14 protein-coding genes are annotated in these 15006 nt (G+C 66.9%); 10 read left to right on the forward strand and 4 right to left on the reverse strand.

Annotated features, from left to right (window positions below; all coding sequences use genetic code 11):
* The first annotated feature begins 31 nt into the window (after nucleotides 1-31).
* From YWC_RS0111555 to hutI, 7 genes are all read left to right on the forward strand, one after another.
* Nucleotides 32-1717: an amidohydrolase gene (locus YWC_RS0111555; RefSeq protein WP_027865512.1), complete on the forward strand. Its 1686-nt coding sequence runs from the start codon at nucleotides 32-34 to the stop codon at nucleotides 1715-1717.
* Between the two features lie 112 nt (nucleotides 1718-1829).
* Nucleotides 1830-3533 carry a urocanate hydratase gene (gene hutU / locus YWC_RS0111560; protein ID WP_027865513.1) on the forward strand — a complete coding sequence of 568 codons (1704 nt, stop codon included), beginning with the start codon at nucleotides 1830-1832 and terminating at the stop codon, nucleotides 3531-3533.
* A gap of 11 nt (nucleotides 3534-3544) precedes the next feature.
* Nucleotides 3545-5092, forward strand: coding sequence for a histidine ammonia-lyase (hutH, locus tag YWC_RS0111565; protein WP_027865514.1), 1548 nt, complete (start codon nucleotides 3545-3547; stop codon nucleotides 5090-5092).
* Between the two features lie 19 nt (nucleotides 5093-5111).
* Complete coding sequence (hutG, locus tag YWC_RS0111570) at nucleotides 5112-5900, forward strand: N-formylglutamate deformylase (RefSeq protein ID WP_027865515.1); 789 nt, start codon at nucleotides 5112-5114, stop codon at nucleotides 5898-5900.
* A complete protein-coding gene (locus YWC_RS0111575; RefSeq protein ID WP_027865516.1) occupies nucleotides 5897-7264 on the forward strand; it encodes a formimidoylglutamate deiminase in 1368 nt (455 codons plus the stop codon). Before hutG ends, YWC_RS0111575 begins: the two co-directional genes overlap by 4 nt.
* Nucleotides 7261-7875, forward strand: a complete 615-nt coding sequence (locus YWC_RS0111580; protein ID WP_027865517.1) for a HutD/Ves family protein — start codon at nucleotides 7261-7263, stop codon at nucleotides 7873-7875. Before YWC_RS0111575 ends, YWC_RS0111580 begins: the two co-directional genes overlap by 4 nt.
* Nucleotides 7868-9100, forward strand: coding sequence for an imidazolonepropionase (gene hutI / locus YWC_RS0111585; protein ID WP_027865518.1), 1233 nt, complete (start codon nucleotides 7868-7870; stop codon nucleotides 9098-9100). Before YWC_RS0111580 ends, hutI begins: the two co-directional genes overlap by 8 nt.
* Before the next feature lie 279 nt (nucleotides 9101-9379).
* On the opposite strand, the gene YWC_RS0111590 is transcribed toward hutI, so the two are convergent.
* The 4 genes from YWC_RS0111590 to YWC_RS0111605 are packed head-to-tail and all read right to left on the reverse strand — an operon-like array spanning nucleotide 9380 to nucleotide 12290.
* On the reverse strand, nucleotides 9380-9871 hold the full coding sequence (locus tag YWC_RS0111590) for a GNAT family N-acetyltransferase (RefSeq protein ID WP_027865519.1): 492 nt from the start codon (nucleotides 9869-9871) through the stop codon (nucleotides 9380-9382).
* Nucleotides 9868-10806, reverse strand: a complete 939-nt coding sequence (locus YWC_RS0111595; RefSeq protein ID WP_027865520.1) for a DMT family transporter — start codon at nucleotides 10804-10806, stop codon at nucleotides 9868-9870. The genes YWC_RS0111590 and YWC_RS0111595 overlap by 4 nt, the downstream gene beginning before the upstream one ends.
* A gap of 51 nt (nucleotides 10807-10857) precedes the next feature.
* On the reverse strand, nucleotides 10858-11304 hold the full coding sequence (locus tag YWC_RS0111600; protein WP_027865521.1) for an Mpo1 family 2-hydroxy fatty acid dioxygenase: 447 nt from the start codon (nucleotides 11302-11304) through the stop codon (nucleotides 10858-10860).
* Nucleotides 11305-11339: 35 nt separating this feature from the next.
* Nucleotides 11340-12290, reverse strand: a complete 951-nt coding sequence (locus YWC_RS0111605) for a LysR family transcriptional regulator (RefSeq protein ID WP_027865522.1) — start codon at nucleotides 12288-12290, stop codon at nucleotides 11340-11342.
* Between the two features lie 137 nt (nucleotides 12291-12427).
* Between YWC_RS0111605 and YWC_RS0111610 the strand changes: the two genes are divergently transcribed.
* The 3 genes from YWC_RS0111610 (at nucleotide 12428) to YWC_RS0111620 (ending at nucleotide 15002) form a co-directional block, all read left to right on the forward strand.
* Nucleotides 12428-12643, forward strand: coding sequence for a hypothetical protein (locus YWC_RS0111610; protein ID WP_027865523.1), 216 nt, complete (start codon nucleotides 12428-12430; stop codon nucleotides 12641-12643).
* Nucleotides 12640-13482: an alpha/beta hydrolase gene (locus tag YWC_RS0111615; RefSeq protein ID WP_027865524.1), complete on the forward strand. Its 843-nt coding sequence runs from the start codon at nucleotides 12640-12642 to the stop codon at nucleotides 13480-13482. The genes YWC_RS0111610 and YWC_RS0111615 overlap by 4 nt, the downstream gene beginning before the upstream one ends.
* Nucleotides 13483-13811: 329 nt before the next feature.
* Nucleotides 13812-15002 carry an efflux RND transporter periplasmic adaptor subunit gene (locus tag YWC_RS0111620; RefSeq protein ID WP_027865525.1) on the forward strand — a complete coding sequence of 397 codons (1191 nt, stop codon included), beginning with the start codon at nucleotides 13812-13814 and terminating at the stop codon, nucleotides 15000-15002.
* Nucleotides 15003-15006 lie beyond the last annotated feature (4 nt).

Below are 15006 nucleotides of genomic sequence, written 5' to 3' on the forward strand. Positions count from 1 at the left end.
GGACCATCATAAAAACGGAGAATAGATAAGCATGCGCGCGCGCCAGATCCCCCTGTCTTCCCGGCTGTTCAGTTCCATCCTTGTCCTCGCCGGCCTCGGCGTCCTCGGGTCGGCCCACGCCGACACCGTCATCACCAACGCCAATGGCTACACCCTGAACGCCAAGGGCGAGCTGGTGCAGTTCAGCGCGCTCGCCTTCGACGGCAAGGGACGCATCACGGCGGTGGGCAGCAATGCCGAAGTGACGGCGAAGGCGAAAGGCGCACGCCAGGTGGACATGCAGGGCCGCACCGTGCTGCCGGGCCTGATCGACGCCCACGGCCACGTGTTCGGCCTGGGCCAGCAGCTGACCCAGCTCGACTTGGCGAGCACTACTTCGCTGGACGGCGCCATCAAGGCGATCGCCGGCTACGCCAAGGCGAATGCGAACCATGCCTGGATCCGTGGCCGCGGCTGGAACCAGGAGAACTGGAAGCTGGGCCGCTTCCCGACCGCCGCCGAACTCGACGCCGTCGTGTCCGATCGCCCGGTCTGGCTCGAGCGCGTGGACGGCCACGCCGGCTGGGCCAACAGCCGCACGCTGGCGCTGGCCGGCATCACGAAATCGACGCCGGATCCGGCCGGCGGCAAGATCATGCGCGATGCGAATGGCGAAGCCACCGGCGTGCTGGTCGACGCGGCGCAGGAACTGGTGACCAAGGTCATGCCGGCCCAGACCGAGGCGGAAGGGCGCGTCATGCTGGATAAATCGCTGCAGGAAATCGCGCGCATGGGCCTGACCGCCGTACACGACGCCGGCATCGGCGTGGCGGAAGACCGCCTGTACCGCGACTACGCGGACAAGAAGAAGCTGACCGCGCGCGTGTATGCCATGATCGGCGGCACCGGCGAAGATTTTGACCAATTGGCAAAAAATGGCCCGCTGAAAGACTACGCCGACGGCATGTACGCGCTGCGTTCGGTCAAGCTGTATTCGGACGGCGCGCTGGGCAGCCGCGGCGCGGCCCTGCTCAAGCCCTACAGCGACGAGCCGCATTCGCACGGCCTGCTGTTCTTCAAGACCGCGCAGATGGACGCCATGATGACCAAGGCCATGCGCAAGGGCTACCAGGTCAACGTGCACGCCATCGGCGACGCCGGCAACAAGCAGATCCTCGACATCTACAAGAAGGAACTGGCCGCCACCAAGAGCGCAGGGCAACGCCACCGCATCGAGCACGCCCAGGTGGTAACCCTGGACGACATCCCGCGCTTCAAGTCGCTCGGCATCATCCCGTCGATGCAACCGACCCACGCCACCTCGGACAAGAACATGGCCGAGACCCGCGTCGGCCCGGAACGCATCAAGGGCGCCTACGCCTGGCGCAGCTTCCTGCACCAGGGCTCGCGCATCGCCTGCGGCTCGGACTTCCCGGTGGAGTCGCCGAACCCCTTCTTCGGCATCCACGCCGCCGTCACCCGCATGGATCACGCGGGCCAGCCGGTGGCCGGCTGGTATCCGAATCAGGCCATGTCGCTCAAAGAGGCCTTCCGCTGCTTCACCCTGGATGCGGCCTACGCCGGCCACCAGGAAAACAGCCTGGGTTCGCTGGAGCCGGGCAAGCACGCCGACTTCATCGTGATCGACCGCGACCTGTTCCGCATGCCGACTTACGACATCTTCAAGACCGGCGTGCTCGAGACCTGGGTGGGTGGCAAACAGGTGTTCAAAAAGTAAGCGCGGAGGGGCTGACAAAATCGATTGACTTGGTTGTATAGACAACTTAGACTCATTGCTGCACGTGGTGCGCGTCCTTGTTGCGCGCACCATTTCCAACCCAGGAGCCGCCATGAACTCACCGATGCCCCACGACCCCCGCTTCGACCCCACCCGCGTCATCCGCGCCCCGCGCGGCAGCGAACTTTCCTGCAAGAGCTGGCTGACCGAAGCCGCCTACCGCATGATCCAGAACAACCTCGACAACGAGGTGGCCGAGAACCCGCAGGCACTGGTGGTCTACGGCGGCATCGGGCGCGCCGCGCGCAACTGGGAATGCTACGACCAGATCCTCGCCTCGCTGCGCGAGCTGGAAGACGACCAGACCCTGCTGATCCAGTCCGGCAAGCCGGTCGGCGTGTTCCGCACCCATGCGGACGCCCCGCGCGTGCTGCTGGCGAACTCCAACCTGGTGCCGAAATGGGCCAACTGGGAACACTTCAATGAACTGGACCGCAAGGGCCTGTTCATGTACGGCCAGATGACCGCCGGCAGCTGGATCTACATCGGCACCCAGGGCATCGTGCAGGGCACCTACGAGACCTTCGCCGAAGCCGGGCGCCAGCACTTCGGCGGCGACATGGCGGGCCGCTGGATCCTCACGGCCGGCCTGGGCGGCATGGGCGGCGCCCAGCCGCTGGCCGCCACCTTCGCCGGCGCGGTCTCGCTGAATATCGAATGCCAGCAGAGCAGCATCGACTTCCGCCTGCGCACCCGCTACCTCGACAAGCAGGCGCGCGATATCGACGAGGCGCTGGCGATGATCAAGGAATACACCGCCAAGCGCGAAGCGGTCTCCATCGGCCTGCTCGGCAATGCCGCCGACGTGCTGCCGGAACTGGTGCGGCGTGCACGCGCGGGCGGCCTGGTGCCGGACCTGGTCACCGACCAGACCTCGGCCCACGACCTGATCAACGGCTACCTGCCTTCCGGCTGGACGGTCGAAGAATGGAAGGCGGCCCAGCAGGACCCGGCCCAGCACGCGCGATTGACGTCCGCTGCTGCGGCATCCTGCGCCACCCATGTGCGCGCCATTCTCGACTTCAAGGCCATGGGCGCCTACGCGGTCGACTACGGCAACAACATCCGCCAGGTGGCCAAGGACGAGGGCGTCGCGGACGCCTTCGACTTCCCGGGCTTTGTGCCGGCCTACATCCGTCCCCAGTTCTGCGAGGGCCGCGGCCCGTTCCGCTGGGTGGCGCTGTCGGGCGACCCGGAAGACATTTATAAGACCGACGCCAAGATCAAGGAACTGTTCCCGCAGCACGCGCGGGTGCACCGCTGGCTCGACATGGCGCGCGAGCGCATCGCCTTCCAGGGCCTGCCGGCGCGCATCTGCTGGCTCGGCCTGGGCGAGCGCCACCTGGCCGGCCTGGCCTTCAACGAGATGGTGCGCACGGGCGAGCTGAAGGCACCCATCGTCATTGGCCGCGACCACCTCGACACCGGTTCGGTGGCGAGCCCGAACCGCGAGACCGAAGCCATGCGCGACGGTACCGACGCGGTGTCCGACTGGCCGCTGCTGAATGCCCTGCTGAACACGGCCGGCGGCGCCACCTGGGTGTCGCTGCACCATGGCGGCGGGGTGGGCATGGGCTATTCGCAGCACTCGGGCGTGGTCATCGTGGCCGACGGTACCGAGGCGGCAGCCAAGCGACTGGCGCGCGTGCTGGTCAACGACAGCGGCTCGGGCGTGATGCGTCACGCCGACGCCGGCTATGAAAGCGCAATCGAGACGGCCAAGCGCAATGGCCTGACTCTCCCAATGATCAAGTAAGGCAGTACACCATGAACGACTCGCACCACCATCTGACCCTGCAACCAGGCGAACTGACGCTCAGCGACCTGCGCGCTGTCTGGGCCGCCCACGTGCCGCTGAGCCTCGCCCCGGAAGCCTGGCAGGCCGTCAACGCCTCCTGTGCCCTGGTCCAGCAAATCACCGCCAAGGGCGACCCGGCCTACGGCATCAACACCGGCTTCGGCATCCTGGCCAAGGCCCACATCCCGAACGACCAACTGGAAGCGCTGCAGCGCAACCTGATCCTGTCGCACGCGGTCGGCACCGGCGAACTCATCGCCGACAACATCGTGCGCCTGATCGTGCTGACCAAGATCGGCAGCCTGGCGCGCGGCTATTCCGGCGTGCGCCCCCTGATCATCGAGACCCTGATCGCCCTGTACAACGCAGGCATCATGCCGGCGATTCCCTCGCAAGGCTCGGTCGGCGCCTCGGGCGACCTGGCGCCGCTGGCGCACATGACCCTCGCCATGCTGGGCGTCGGCCCGGTGCGTTACAAAGGCGAACTGATGGACGCCAGGCAGGCGCTGGGCGCCGCCGGCATCGAGCCGGTGACCCTGGCGGCGAAAGAGGGCCTGGCCCTGATCAACGGCACCCAGGTCTCGACCGCGCTGGCCCTGCACGGCCTGTTCATGGCCGAGCGCGTGCTGGAAGCGGGCATGGTGGCCGGCGCCCTGTCGGTCGATGCCGCGCGCGGCAGCGACGCCCCGTTCGACCCACGCATCCACGCGGTGCGCGGCCAGCCGGGCCAGATCGCGGCAGCCGCCATCTACCGCGAGCTGGTGGCGGGCAGCGCCATCCGCGCCTCGCACCTGGTGGGCGACGAGCGCGTGCAGGACCCGTACAGCCTGCGCTGCCAGCCGCAGGTGATGGGCGCGGCGATGGACCTGATCGCCAATGCCGGCCGCACCCTGCTGATCGAGGCGAACGCCGTCACCGACAACCCGCTGCTGTTCCCCGAGGATGGTGCAATCATCTCAGGCGGCAACTTCCACGCCGAACCGGTCGCCTTTGCCGCCGACACGCTGGCGCTGGCCATCGCCGAAGTCGGCGCGCTGTCGGAACGCCGCATCGCGCTGCTGATCGACGCCAACCTGTCCGGCCTGCCGGCCTTCCTGGTGAAGGAACCGGGCCTGAATTCGGGCTTCATGATCGCCCACGTCACCGCCGCCGCGCTGGCCTCGGAAAACAAGTCGCTGGCCCATCCGGCCAGCGTCGACAGCCTGCCGACCTCGGCCAACCAGGAAGACCACGTCAGCATGGCCACCTTCGCGGCGCGGCGCCTGGACCAGATGGCGCACAATACTTCCGTGATCGTGGGCATCGAGCTGCTGGCGGCGGCGCAGGGCATCGAATTCCACCGCCCCTTGAAGAGCTCCGAGCACCTCGAGCACGTGCACGCCCAGCTGCGCGCGCGCGTCGCCCCCTACGATGCCGACCGCTTCTTCGCCCCGGACATCGAGGCCGCGCGCCTGATGGTCGTGAACGGCGAACTGTCGGCGTCCTGCAAGGAATTGTTCACCGTTCTGCATCCGTAACTACCAATCAGGAGAGGCAATGGATTTCCGGTTCAAGGCAGGCAGGCTTCCCATGCTCGTGTCGATGCCCCATGCGGGCACCGACATCCCGGACGAAGTCGCAGGCAGCATGGCGCCCTGCGCCACGGCGCGCGCGGACACCGACTGGCACCTGCCGGAACTGTACGGCTTCCTGGAAGAGATGGGCGTGTCGACCATCTCGGCGCGCTGGTCGCGCTACCTGATCGACCTGAACCGCCCACCCGAGAACACCAACCTGTATCCCGGCATGGACACCACGGGGCTGTGCCCGGTCGACACCTTCGGCCGCGAGAGCCTCTACCTGCCGGGCAAGACGCCGGACGAAGGCGAGGTGCGGCGCCGCCTGGAGCGCTACTGGATGCCCTACCACGAGCAGTTGCGCGCGGAGCTGGACCGCCTGAGACGTGAATTCGGCAGCGTGGTGCTGTGGGACGCGCATTCGATCGCTTCGATCGTGCCGCGCTTTTTCGAAGGCCGCCTGCCTGACCTGAATTTCGGCACCGCCGAGGGCAAGTCCTGCGCTCCCGGACTGGAACAGGCCGTGGTGGGCGTCGCCCGCGCCCAGGACCGCTTCAGCATCGCGGTCAACGGCCGCTTCAAGGGCGGCCACATCACCCGCAAGTATGGCCAGCCGGAGCAGGGCGTGCACGCGATCCAGCTCGAGATGTGCCAGTGCCTGTACATGAACGAACAAGCCCCGTTCGACTATCGTCCTGAGGTGGCGGCGCAAGTCCAGCCGCTGCTGCGGGACATGATCGGTGCTGCAGTGACGTGGGTGCGTGCATGAGAGCCCTGTTCGCCCGCCATGCGCTGCTGCCGGATGGTTGGCAGCGCGACGTGCTGCTCGAATGGGATGCGCAGGGCGACCTGACCCGGGTCGACGCGCAGGCCGCGCCGCCCCTGGGCGTGGCGCGCGCCGACTACGTCTTGCCGGGCATGGTCAACCTGCACTCGCACGCCTTCCAGCGCGCGCTGGGCGGGCTGACCGAGCGTGCCGGCGAGGGTCCGGACAGCTTCTGGACCTGGCGCGACCTGATGTACCGCTTCGCCGCCAGCATCACGCCCGAGCAGATCGAGGCCATCGCCGCCCAGCTGTTCGTGGAATGCCTGCGCCATGGCTATACCTCGCTGTGCGAGTTCCACTACCTGCAGCGGGGGCCGGATGGCGAAGCCTATGCACGACCGGCCGAAACCGCCGAGCGCGTGGCTGCCGCCGGCCAGGCCACCGGCATGGGCCTGACCCTGCTGCCGGTGCTGTACAGCCATGCCGGCTTCGGCGAGCAGCCTTTGCGTCCGGAGCAGCGGCGCTTCCGCACCGGCGTCGACGATATCCTCAGGATCGTCGAGGCGCTCCAGCCCCTGCGCGGCGGCCAGCTGGAAGTCGGCGCCGCGCCGCATTCGCTGCGCGCGGCCAGCATCGCGCAGGTGCGCGAGCTGGCGGCCGGCCTGCCGGCCGGGCGTCCGCTGCACATCCACATCGCCGAGCAGATGCCGGAAGTCGAGCAGAGCATCGCCTTCAGCGGCCGGCGTCCGGTCGAGTACCTGGTGGAGCAGGTCGGGCTCGACGAACGCTGGTGCCTGGTGCATGCGACCCACCTGAACGATGCCGAGGTGGCGGCGATCGCGAAGAGCGGCGCCGTCGCCGGCCTGTGCCCGAGCACCGAAGCCAACCTCGGCGACGGCCTGTTCCCGCTGCAGGCCTACATCGGGCTGGGCGGCCGCTTCGGCATCGGCAGCGACAGCCACGTATCGCAAAGCCCGGTCGAGGAGCTGCGCTGGCTGGAGTATGGCCAGCGGCTGGTCCACCAGCGCCGCAATATTGCATTCACACGTCAACAGCGCGACGTCGGCCAGTACTTGTGGCAGACTGCCTTGCGCGGCGGCGCCCAGGCGGCCGGCCGCAAGGTGGGCGCGCTCGCGCAAGGCCTGCGCGCCGACCTCCTGGTGCTGGACGGGAGCCATCCGAACCTGGACGGTGTGGGGGACGAGGACGTGCTCGGCCGCTTCCTGTTCTGCGGTAACGACAACCTGGTGCGCGACGTGCTGTGCGGCGGGCGCTGGGTGGTGCAAGGCGGACGCCACGTGGCGCAGGAGGCAGTCACGCAGCGCTACCGCCAGGCCATGAACGAATTGCGTGAGGTGAGCCAATGACCGTACTGATCCCATTCGCTGGACTGTCGCCGGTGCTGTGGAAGAACGGCGGCGGCAGCACGACCGAAATCGCCATCGGGCCGCCGGACTCCGGTTTCGAGGACTTCGACTGGCGCGTGAGCCTGGCCACCATCGAGAAGGATGGCGCCTTCTCGGCCTTCCCCGGCGTGGACCGTACGCTGGCCCTGGTCGAGGGCCACGGCATGACGCTCGAAATCGACGGCGAGCCGACCCTGGTGACCGATACCGAGCCGGTGGTGGCCTTCGACGGCAGCTCGCAGGTCATCGCGAAACTCAGCCGCGGCGGCAGCACCGACTTCAATGCCATGACGCGCAGCGAACGCTGCTACCACACCTTCGGCCGCCGGCGGCTGTCGGGCGATTCCACCGCATCGTCCACATTCGTGGCGCGCGCCGACGTGACCGTGCTGTTCCTGGCGGAGGGCGACGCCCTCGAGCTGCGCAACGAAAACGAGCGTATCGGCATGGTGCGTTACGACGCGGTGGTGCTGGAGCCCGGCTCGACTTGGCGTCTAGAAGCGGGGCAGGGCATGATCTACATCGTGGACGTCTGGTACCACGAGGAAGAAGACGAAGAAAGCTATGAGTGACGCTGTGGACCTGCTGTTCACCAACGTGAATCTGGCCACGATGGTGCCTACCGCCGTGGACGGCTACGGCGAGATGCCTGACGCCGCGCTGGCCGTGAAGGATGGCCGCATCGCCTGGCTCGGCGCGCGCCGCGATGCGCCGCCGGCCACCGCGGAACACGACTGCGGCGGCGCCTGGATGACGCCGGGCCTGGCCGACTGCCACACTCACGTCGTCCACGCCGGCAACCGCAGCAACGAATGGGAAGCGCGCCTGAACGGCGCCAGCTACGAAGACATCGCGCGCCAGGGCGGCGGCATCATGTCCACGGTGCGCGCCACGCGCGAAGCCGACGTCGCGGCGCTGCTGGGGCAAAGCCTGCCGCGCGTGGCCAGGCTCTTGTGCGAGGGCGTCACGACGCTCGAGATCAAGTCGGGCTACGGCCTGGCGCTGGACGCCGAGGCGCGCATGCTGCGCGCCGCGCGCGCAGTGGCCGAGCGCCTGCCGGTGCGGGTGGTCACCACCTTCCTGGGCGCCCATGCGCTGCCGCCGGAATTCGCTGGCCGGCCCGACGATTATGTGACTGAAGTGTGCGAACGCATGCTGCCGCAGCTGGCGCAGGAAGGGCTGGTCGACGCGGTGGACGCCTTCTGCGAACGGATCGGCTTCACCCATGCGCAGACCGAGCGCATCTTCCTTGCCGCACGTGCGCTGAAGCTGCCGGTCAAGCTGCACGCCGAACAGCTGTCCGACCAGCAGGGCGCCGAACTGGTGGCGCGCCATGGAGGCTTGTCGGCCGACCACCTCGAATACCTGAGCCAGGCCGGCATCGACGCAATGGCGCGCGCGGGCACGGTCGCGGTGCTGCTGCCGGGCGCCTATTACTTCCTGCGCGAGACCAGGCAGCCGCCGATCGCGGCGCTGCGCGAAGCGAAGGTAGCGATGGCGGTGGCCACCGACTGCAACCCCGGCACCTCGCCGATGACCTCCCTGCTGCTGGCCATGAACATGGCTTGCACCCTGTGGCGCCTGACGCCGCAGGAAGCCTTGCTGGGCGCCACCATCCACGCCGCACGCGCCCTCGGCCTGCACGAGGATATCGGATCGCTGGAAGTGGGGAAGCGGGCCGACCTGGCCCTGTGGGACATTGCCCGCCCGGCCGACCTGGCCTATGCCATGGGGTCGAACCCTTGCCGCAGCGTCGTCAACGGCGGTGTCTTGCGTGCTGCGCACATCAGCATGTGAACATACGGAGACAGGGCAAGCCTTATCCGTTACGCATGCACAAGTACTGCCCTCTTGAATAGGGTGTGCTTGACCTTCATCAAACCACCAAATTCCAGCTCGGGAATTATCAGTTCAACGGCAGCAAAAACTGGTTTGGTAACAAGGGTAACCGGATGTAAGGCCTAATGGAATATTAAGAATCCACACTTATAGTGCAAGCGTGTGATTCACCATCTCCCCTCCCCATTTGACAAAATGGGTTCGCCCACGGCGCCTCACGGCCTCGTGGGTTTTTCTTTATGCGCGTCGTTCGGCCAAGGCTGTGAGGGTGTCGCCGGTGACGCGGCAGATGCGCCAGTCGGGCAGGATGTCGGCGCCCATCTGCTGGTAGAACCCGATTGCCGGTGCGTTCCAGTCCAGCACCGACCATTCGAAGCGGCCGCAGTTGCGCTCGACCGCGATCTGCGCAAGGCGCGTCAGCATCCTGGTGCCATAGCCCTTGCCGCGGTGCGACTGGCGCACGTACAGGTCTTCCAGGTAGAGCCCCTTTTTGGTCAGGAAGGTCGAGAAGTTATGGAAGAACAGCGCGAAGCAGACCACTTCGCCGTCCTCCTCGCCGATGATGGCTTCGCACGAGGGGCGACTGCCGAACAGGCCCTCGTGCAGCAGGTCTTCGGTGGCGACCACCAGGTGTTCGAGTTTCTCGAACACCGCCAGTTCCACGATCATGGAATGGATGTGGGTAACGTCGGTGGGTTGGGCGGGACGGATGGAGAAAGTGGTGCTCATGGCGTTTCGAGTGGATTGTTCAGGTTTGCGGATTGCACGGGTTTGGCTGCGGGCGCGCGCAGGGCCCAGGCCACGCTGGCCAGGCACAGGACCATGCCGGCGAATTCGACCGGGCCGGGACGGTAGCCTTCGAGCTTGATCGACAGCAGCACCGACAGCACCGGCGTGATCACGCCGATGTAGACGGTCTTCTGCGCACCGATGCGCCCGATCAGGGTGAAGTAGGCGAAGAAGGCGATGACCGAGCCGAAGATCGACAGGTAGACCAGGCCGGCCCAGTAGGTCGGGCTGCTCGGGATGACGAAGCGGTCGCCATGCGCCAGCGACCACACGGTCACCAGCGACGCGCCCCACAGCATCGACCAGGCCATGGTCAGGGGCAGGTTTTCGCATTGTTCCTTCACCTTGGTGACGACGATGCTGCCGGCCGAACTGGCGATGGTGGCAGCCAGGGCGAGGATCACGCCGGCGATGAATGCGGGGCTGCCGCCAGCCTGGAAGTCGCGCCAGGCGCTGCCGATCGAATGCCAGAACAGCAGGGCGACGCCGGCGATCGCGACCACGCCGCAGGCGACGGTGCGGCGGCTGATGCCGGTGCCGAAGAACAGGCTGCTCAGCAGCGGCGTCCAGAACACCATCAGCGCGAACACCACCGCCACCAGGCCCGAGACCACGTACTGCTCGGATTGATAGGTGCACAGGTAGGAGATGCAGAAGGTGAGCACGCCCTGCAGCGCCATCCAGCCGTGGGTACGCAGCGGCAGGCGCAGGCTGTCGCGGCGCACCAGGCAGATGAGGAACAGGGTAGCCGCGGCCAGGAAGAATCGGTAGGCCACCGAGACGGCGGGCGGCGCTTCGCCCAGCTGCAGGGTGATGGCGAAGAAGGTCGAGCCCCAGATCAGGGAGGCGACGGTGAAGAGGACGGAAGAGGGCATCGCGCGAGTATACGTGCTCCCGCGCGTTCTTGCAGGTTGAATGAATACGCGCTAATACGCGAGATTCATGCGGCGGTACAGGAAGGACAGCACGAACAGCGGCCCAATCAGCAGGAAGCGCAGGTCTTCGAAGAAGGACGGCTTCTTGCCCTCGATCTTGTGGCCGACGAACTGCCCGATCCAGGCCACCACGAAGATCGCGATCGACACCGGCAGCACGGTCATGTCCGGCATCAGCGCCAGGAGTCCGAGCATCACGGCGCTCATGACGCCCATGCCGAGGGCGAACCCGCGCGACAGGCGGGTGTAGTAGTAGAGCGAGGCGAGCGTCGCCGCGATCGCCACCACTGGGTGGATCGCCCACAGGATGCCGAGCAAACTCAGGACGATCAGTGGGATGCACACGAAGTGGATGATCTCGTTGGTATGGTTGCGGTGGCTTTCGGCGTAGCGCGCCAGCAGGACGTCGATGTTGCGGGGGGATGCGCTGTGGTCCATGCTTGTCTCCGGTGGTTCTATTGTTTCGGCCGATTCTACACCGTCTCCAGCTCCTGTTGAACGCTGGGCCGCGGTGCCTGCAGGCGCAGGTTCGGATGCCCCGCGAACAGCTCGGAAATCCATTCGACGAACACGCGCACCTTGGCCGACAGGTGACGGTTCTGCGGGTAGACCACGTGCACCGGCAGCGCGTCGCTGCTCCACTCGGGCAGCACCTGCACCATGCGGCCTGCGGCAATGTGCTGCGTCAGCAGGTAGTCCGTCATCATGATGACGCCCAGTCCCGCCAGTCCTGCCTGCACGTAGGCGTTCGAGTCGTTCAGGGCGATCGACCCGGGAAGCGTCACCTCGATGCGCTCGCCGTCGCGGGTGAAGTCCCATTGCGAGATCTTGCCGGTCTTGGCCGAGAAGTAGTTGACGCAGCGGTGACGATCCAGGTCGCGCGGATGCTCCGGCATGCCGTAGCGTTCGATGTAGGCGGGCGAGGCAGCGGTGACGAAGTTGATCACACCGATGCGGCGCGCGATCAGGTTCGAGTCCACCAGCTCGCCGCCGCGCACGGCGCAGTCCACCCCTTCCTCGACCAGGTCGACCGGGCGGTCGGTGCTGCCGAGTTCGAGCGTGATGTCCGGGTAGCGTTCGAAAAAAGCGGGGAGGGCGGGAATCAGGATTTCCGAGGCCAGGCCGGTGGGGGTATCAATGCGCAGCCGCCCGCTCGGGCTCAGCCGGTGGCGCGACAGCGATTCCTCGGCATCGCGCACGTCCGACAGGATCTGCACGCAGCGTTCGTAGTAGGCTGCGCCGTCCGAGGTGATCATCACCTGGCGCGTCGTGCGGTGCAGCAGCTTGACCGACAAGGTCGATTCCAGCGTCTGCACCAGCGTCGAGACCGTCGCCTTGGGCAGGTTCAGCATTTCCGCCGCCTTGGTGAAGCTGCCGCAGTCGACCACCTGGATGAAAACTTCCATGGCCTGGAGCTTGTTCATGAGGATCTCACCTTCCTGATTTGGTCGATTGTTCGGCAATCTGAACAATCAATTCGTTATTGACATCTTTATCCGATTGTAGTTGAAGACTATAGTGTGTGCATCGCAACAAAATGTAAACACAAACGGAGCTGGACATGAGCATGCGGGACGGAATCTTCACCACGGTAGCAGTGACCCTGAGCGGGGTAGCGCTGGCAGGCCTGCTGGGGACCGACGCCTATTCGCAGGCTGCCGGCGCGGAAGCGCGCGGCCTGAAGGCACTCTCGATGCAGCTGGAACTGGATTGCGACGCATGCCCGGAAGGCGAATCGGGCCGCTGGGCCGCGGCGCCGGAAGGAGGCCGCCAATGAGCGCAGTACTCGAACGCGAAGAAGCCGCCACGGCCAGCGTGGACGTGCGCGAGCTGGAAGTGACCGGCGCACAGGGAGCGCTTGCCGCGCGCCTGTACACCGCCGGCACGCCCGCCAAGCGCGATACGCTCGTCGTGTTCTTCCATGGCGGCGGCTTCGTCTCGGGCGACCTGCAGGAGGCGGACGGGATCCTGCGCAAACTTGCCGAGTGCAACGAAGAGCGCGCGGTGCTGGCATCGAACTACACGCTGGCGACAGTGCAGCCTTTCCCGGCCGCGGTCGAAGATGCGCACGCCGTGCTGCTCTGGACCACCAAGCACAAGGCGAAGCTCGACTGGTCCGGCAAGAAGCTGGTGGTGATGGGCATCGAGGCAGGCGCCAACCTGGCCGCCGTCTGCGCCCTGATGGCGCGCGACCGCGCCGCGCCCAAGCTGGCCGGCCAGATCCTGATCATGCCGATGCTCGATCCGGGCCTGTCCACCTGCTCGATGCGCCAGATGAACCAGTGCCCGGACCGCGAAAAGCTCACCAGCGACTGTGCCGCCGCCTATCGCGGCTACCTGCCGCATGCCGCCGACCGCGCGCATCCGTATGCCTCGCCGCTGCGCTCGACCCGGCTGAAGAACCTGCCGCCGGCCCTGATCCTCTCGGCCGAGGACGATCCATTGTGCGATGAGGCCGAACAATACGGCGCCAAACTGATCAACGCCGGCGTGCGCACCACAGTGCGGCGCATGCCGCCGGCCCCCCTGCAGGAACCCGACGGGCGCAATGAATGTGCGTGCGAGGCGCACGCGCTCGGCGAGATCGCCACCTTCCTTGCGGGACTGGACCGCTGACCAGCCAGCGCCAGAGCTAACCATCCACTGCCTTCCCAAAAACCACGTGCCGCGCGCACGAGGGAGGCCCGTTTTTTCCCAAAAATTCGTCGCTGCGGCGACGTGAGGGAACCGTCTAACGAAAGAGGTGAGCCATGAACATGCACCACCTGCGCACCGTGCGCTGTTGACGCCAGCGCTCCCGCCGCGCTGAGCGCGCGGCCTCCATACCAGTAAGGAATTCGGCATCCACGCCTGCGGGCGTGGACAGGCCCTCTTTTTCCCCGCATCCGGCTCGTACCCGGCTACGGACAGGGAAGTTTTTGTCTCTTCAATAAGAAAGGTTGATCATGAATAACCAACAAAGCATGGGCAAGGTGAAAACACTCGTCGCACTGCTGGCGGCCGCGGGCATGGCAGCGGTGCTCGCCGGCTGCGCCGACGCCAACAGCCAGGACGGCGCAGCCGCGGCGGCGCCCGCCGCACCGCCGGTGTCGGCCGCAGTCGTCATCGAAAGGCCGGTGCTGGAAACCCAGGAATTCTCGGGCCGGCTGGAAGCCGTGGAAGAGGTGGAAATCCGTTCGCGCGTCAGCGGCTACATCACCGCAGTCAATTTCAAGCCGGGCGCCGAAGTGAAGAAGGGCGAAGTGCTGTTCGTGATCGACCCGCGTCCCTACCAGGCCGAAGCCGACCGCGCCGGCGCCGCCGCCAGCGCGGCCCGCGCCAGAGCCGACCTGGCGCGCCTGGAGCTGCAGCGTGCCGAGCGCCTGCTGGCGGACAAGGCGATCGCCCAGCGCGAGTTCGACGAAAAGGCCGCCGCCCAGAAGGAACTCGACGCCAACGCCAGGGCCGCGCAGGCCCAGTATGAAGCGGCGCGCCTGAACCTGGCCTATACCCGCGTCACGGCGCCGATCGACGGCCGCGTGTCGAAGGCCGAGATCACCCTCGGTAACCTGGTCGATGCCAGCGCCGTGCTGACCTCGGTGGTCTCGCTGGAACGCATCTACGCCAGCTTCGACGGCGACGAACAGACCTACCTGCGCGTCGGCGCCCAGCGCGACAGGGAAGCGGTGGTGAAGGTCGGCCTGGCCAACGAAGAGGGCTTCCCGCATGAGGGCAAGCTCGAATTCGTCGACAACCAGCTCGACGCCCGTACCGGCAGCGTGCGCATGCGTGCCACGCTTGCCAACAAGGACGGCGCCCTGGCGCCCGGCCTGTTCGCCCGCGTGCAGGTGGGCAGCGGCGAGGCCGGCAAGGCCGTCGTGATCACCGACCGCGCGGTCGGCACCGACCAGAGCCGCAAGTTCGTGGTCGTGGTGGGCAGCGACGGCAAGGCCGAGTACCGCCCGGTTACCCTCGGCCCGGTGGTCGACGGCATGCGCGTGGTGCGCTCGGGCCTGAAGGCCGGCGAGAAGATCGTCGTCAACGGCCTGCAGCGGGTGCGCCCCGGCGCCCCGGTGGCGCCGCAGATCGTGCCGATGGATGCCGCCATCGCCGCCAGGGACGGCGCGCGGCTGGCCCTGAATACCGTCAAGGAGTAAGACC

The organism is Massilia alkalitolerans DSM 17462, assembly GCF_000427785.1.
GTDB lineage: Bacteria > Pseudomonadota > Gammaproteobacteria > Burkholderiales > Burkholderiaceae_D > Telluria > Telluria alkalitolerans.

Excerpts from the sequence above, each read along its gene's own strand:
- YWC_RS0111600 (WP_027865521.1), bottom strand. The coding sequence starts at position 11,304 with ATGGACCACAGCGCATCCCCCCGCAACATCGACGTCCTGCTGGCGCGC.
- YWC_RS0111580 (WP_027865517.1), top strand. The coding sequence starts at position 7,261 with ATGACCGTACTGATCCCATTCGCTGGACTGTCGCCGGTGCTGTGGAAG.
- hutH (WP_027865514.1), top strand. The coding sequence starts at position 3,545 with ATGAACGACTCGCACCACCATCTGACCCTGCAACCAGGCGAACTGACG.
- hutU (WP_027865513.1), top strand. The coding sequence starts at position 1,830 with ATGAACTCACCGATGCCCCACGACCCCCGCTTCGACCCCACCCGCGTC.
- YWC_RS0111605 (WP_027865522.1), bottom strand. The coding sequence starts at position 12,290 with ATGAACAAGCTCCAGGCCATGGAAGTTTTCATCCAGGTGGTCGACTGC.
- YWC_RS0111575 (WP_027865516.1), top strand. The coding sequence starts at position 5,897 with ATGAGAGCCCTGTTCGCCCGCCATGCGCTGCTGCCGGATGGTTGGCAG.
- YWC_RS0111590 (WP_027865519.1), bottom strand. The coding sequence starts at position 9,871 with ATGAGCACCACTTTCTCCATCCGTCCCGCCCAACCCACCGACGTTACC.
- hutG (WP_027865515.1), top strand. The coding sequence starts at position 5,112 with ATGGATTTCCGGTTCAAGGCAGGCAGGCTTCCCATGCTCGTGTCGATG.
- YWC_RS0111555 (WP_027865512.1), top strand. The coding sequence starts at position 32 with ATGCGCGCGCGCCAGATCCCCCTGTCTTCCCGGCTGTTCAGTTCCATC.
- YWC_RS0111615 (WP_027865524.1), top strand. The coding sequence starts at position 12,640 with ATGAGCGCAGTACTCGAACGCGAAGAAGCCGCCACGGCCAGCGTGGAC.
- YWC_RS0111610 (WP_027865523.1), top strand. The coding sequence starts at position 12,428 with ATGAGCATGCGGGACGGAATCTTCACCACGGTAGCAGTGACCCTGAGC.
- hutI (WP_027865518.1), top strand. The coding sequence starts at position 7,868 with ATGAGTGACGCTGTGGACCTGCTGTTCACCAACGTGAATCTGGCCACG.
- YWC_RS0111595 (WP_027865520.1), bottom strand. The coding sequence starts at position 10,806 with ATGCCCTCTTCCGTCCTCTTCACCGTCGCCTCCCTGATCTGGGGCTCG.
- YWC_RS0111620 (WP_027865525.1), top strand. The coding sequence starts at position 13,812 with ATGAATAACCAACAAAGCATGGGCAAGGTGAAAACACTCGTCGCACTG.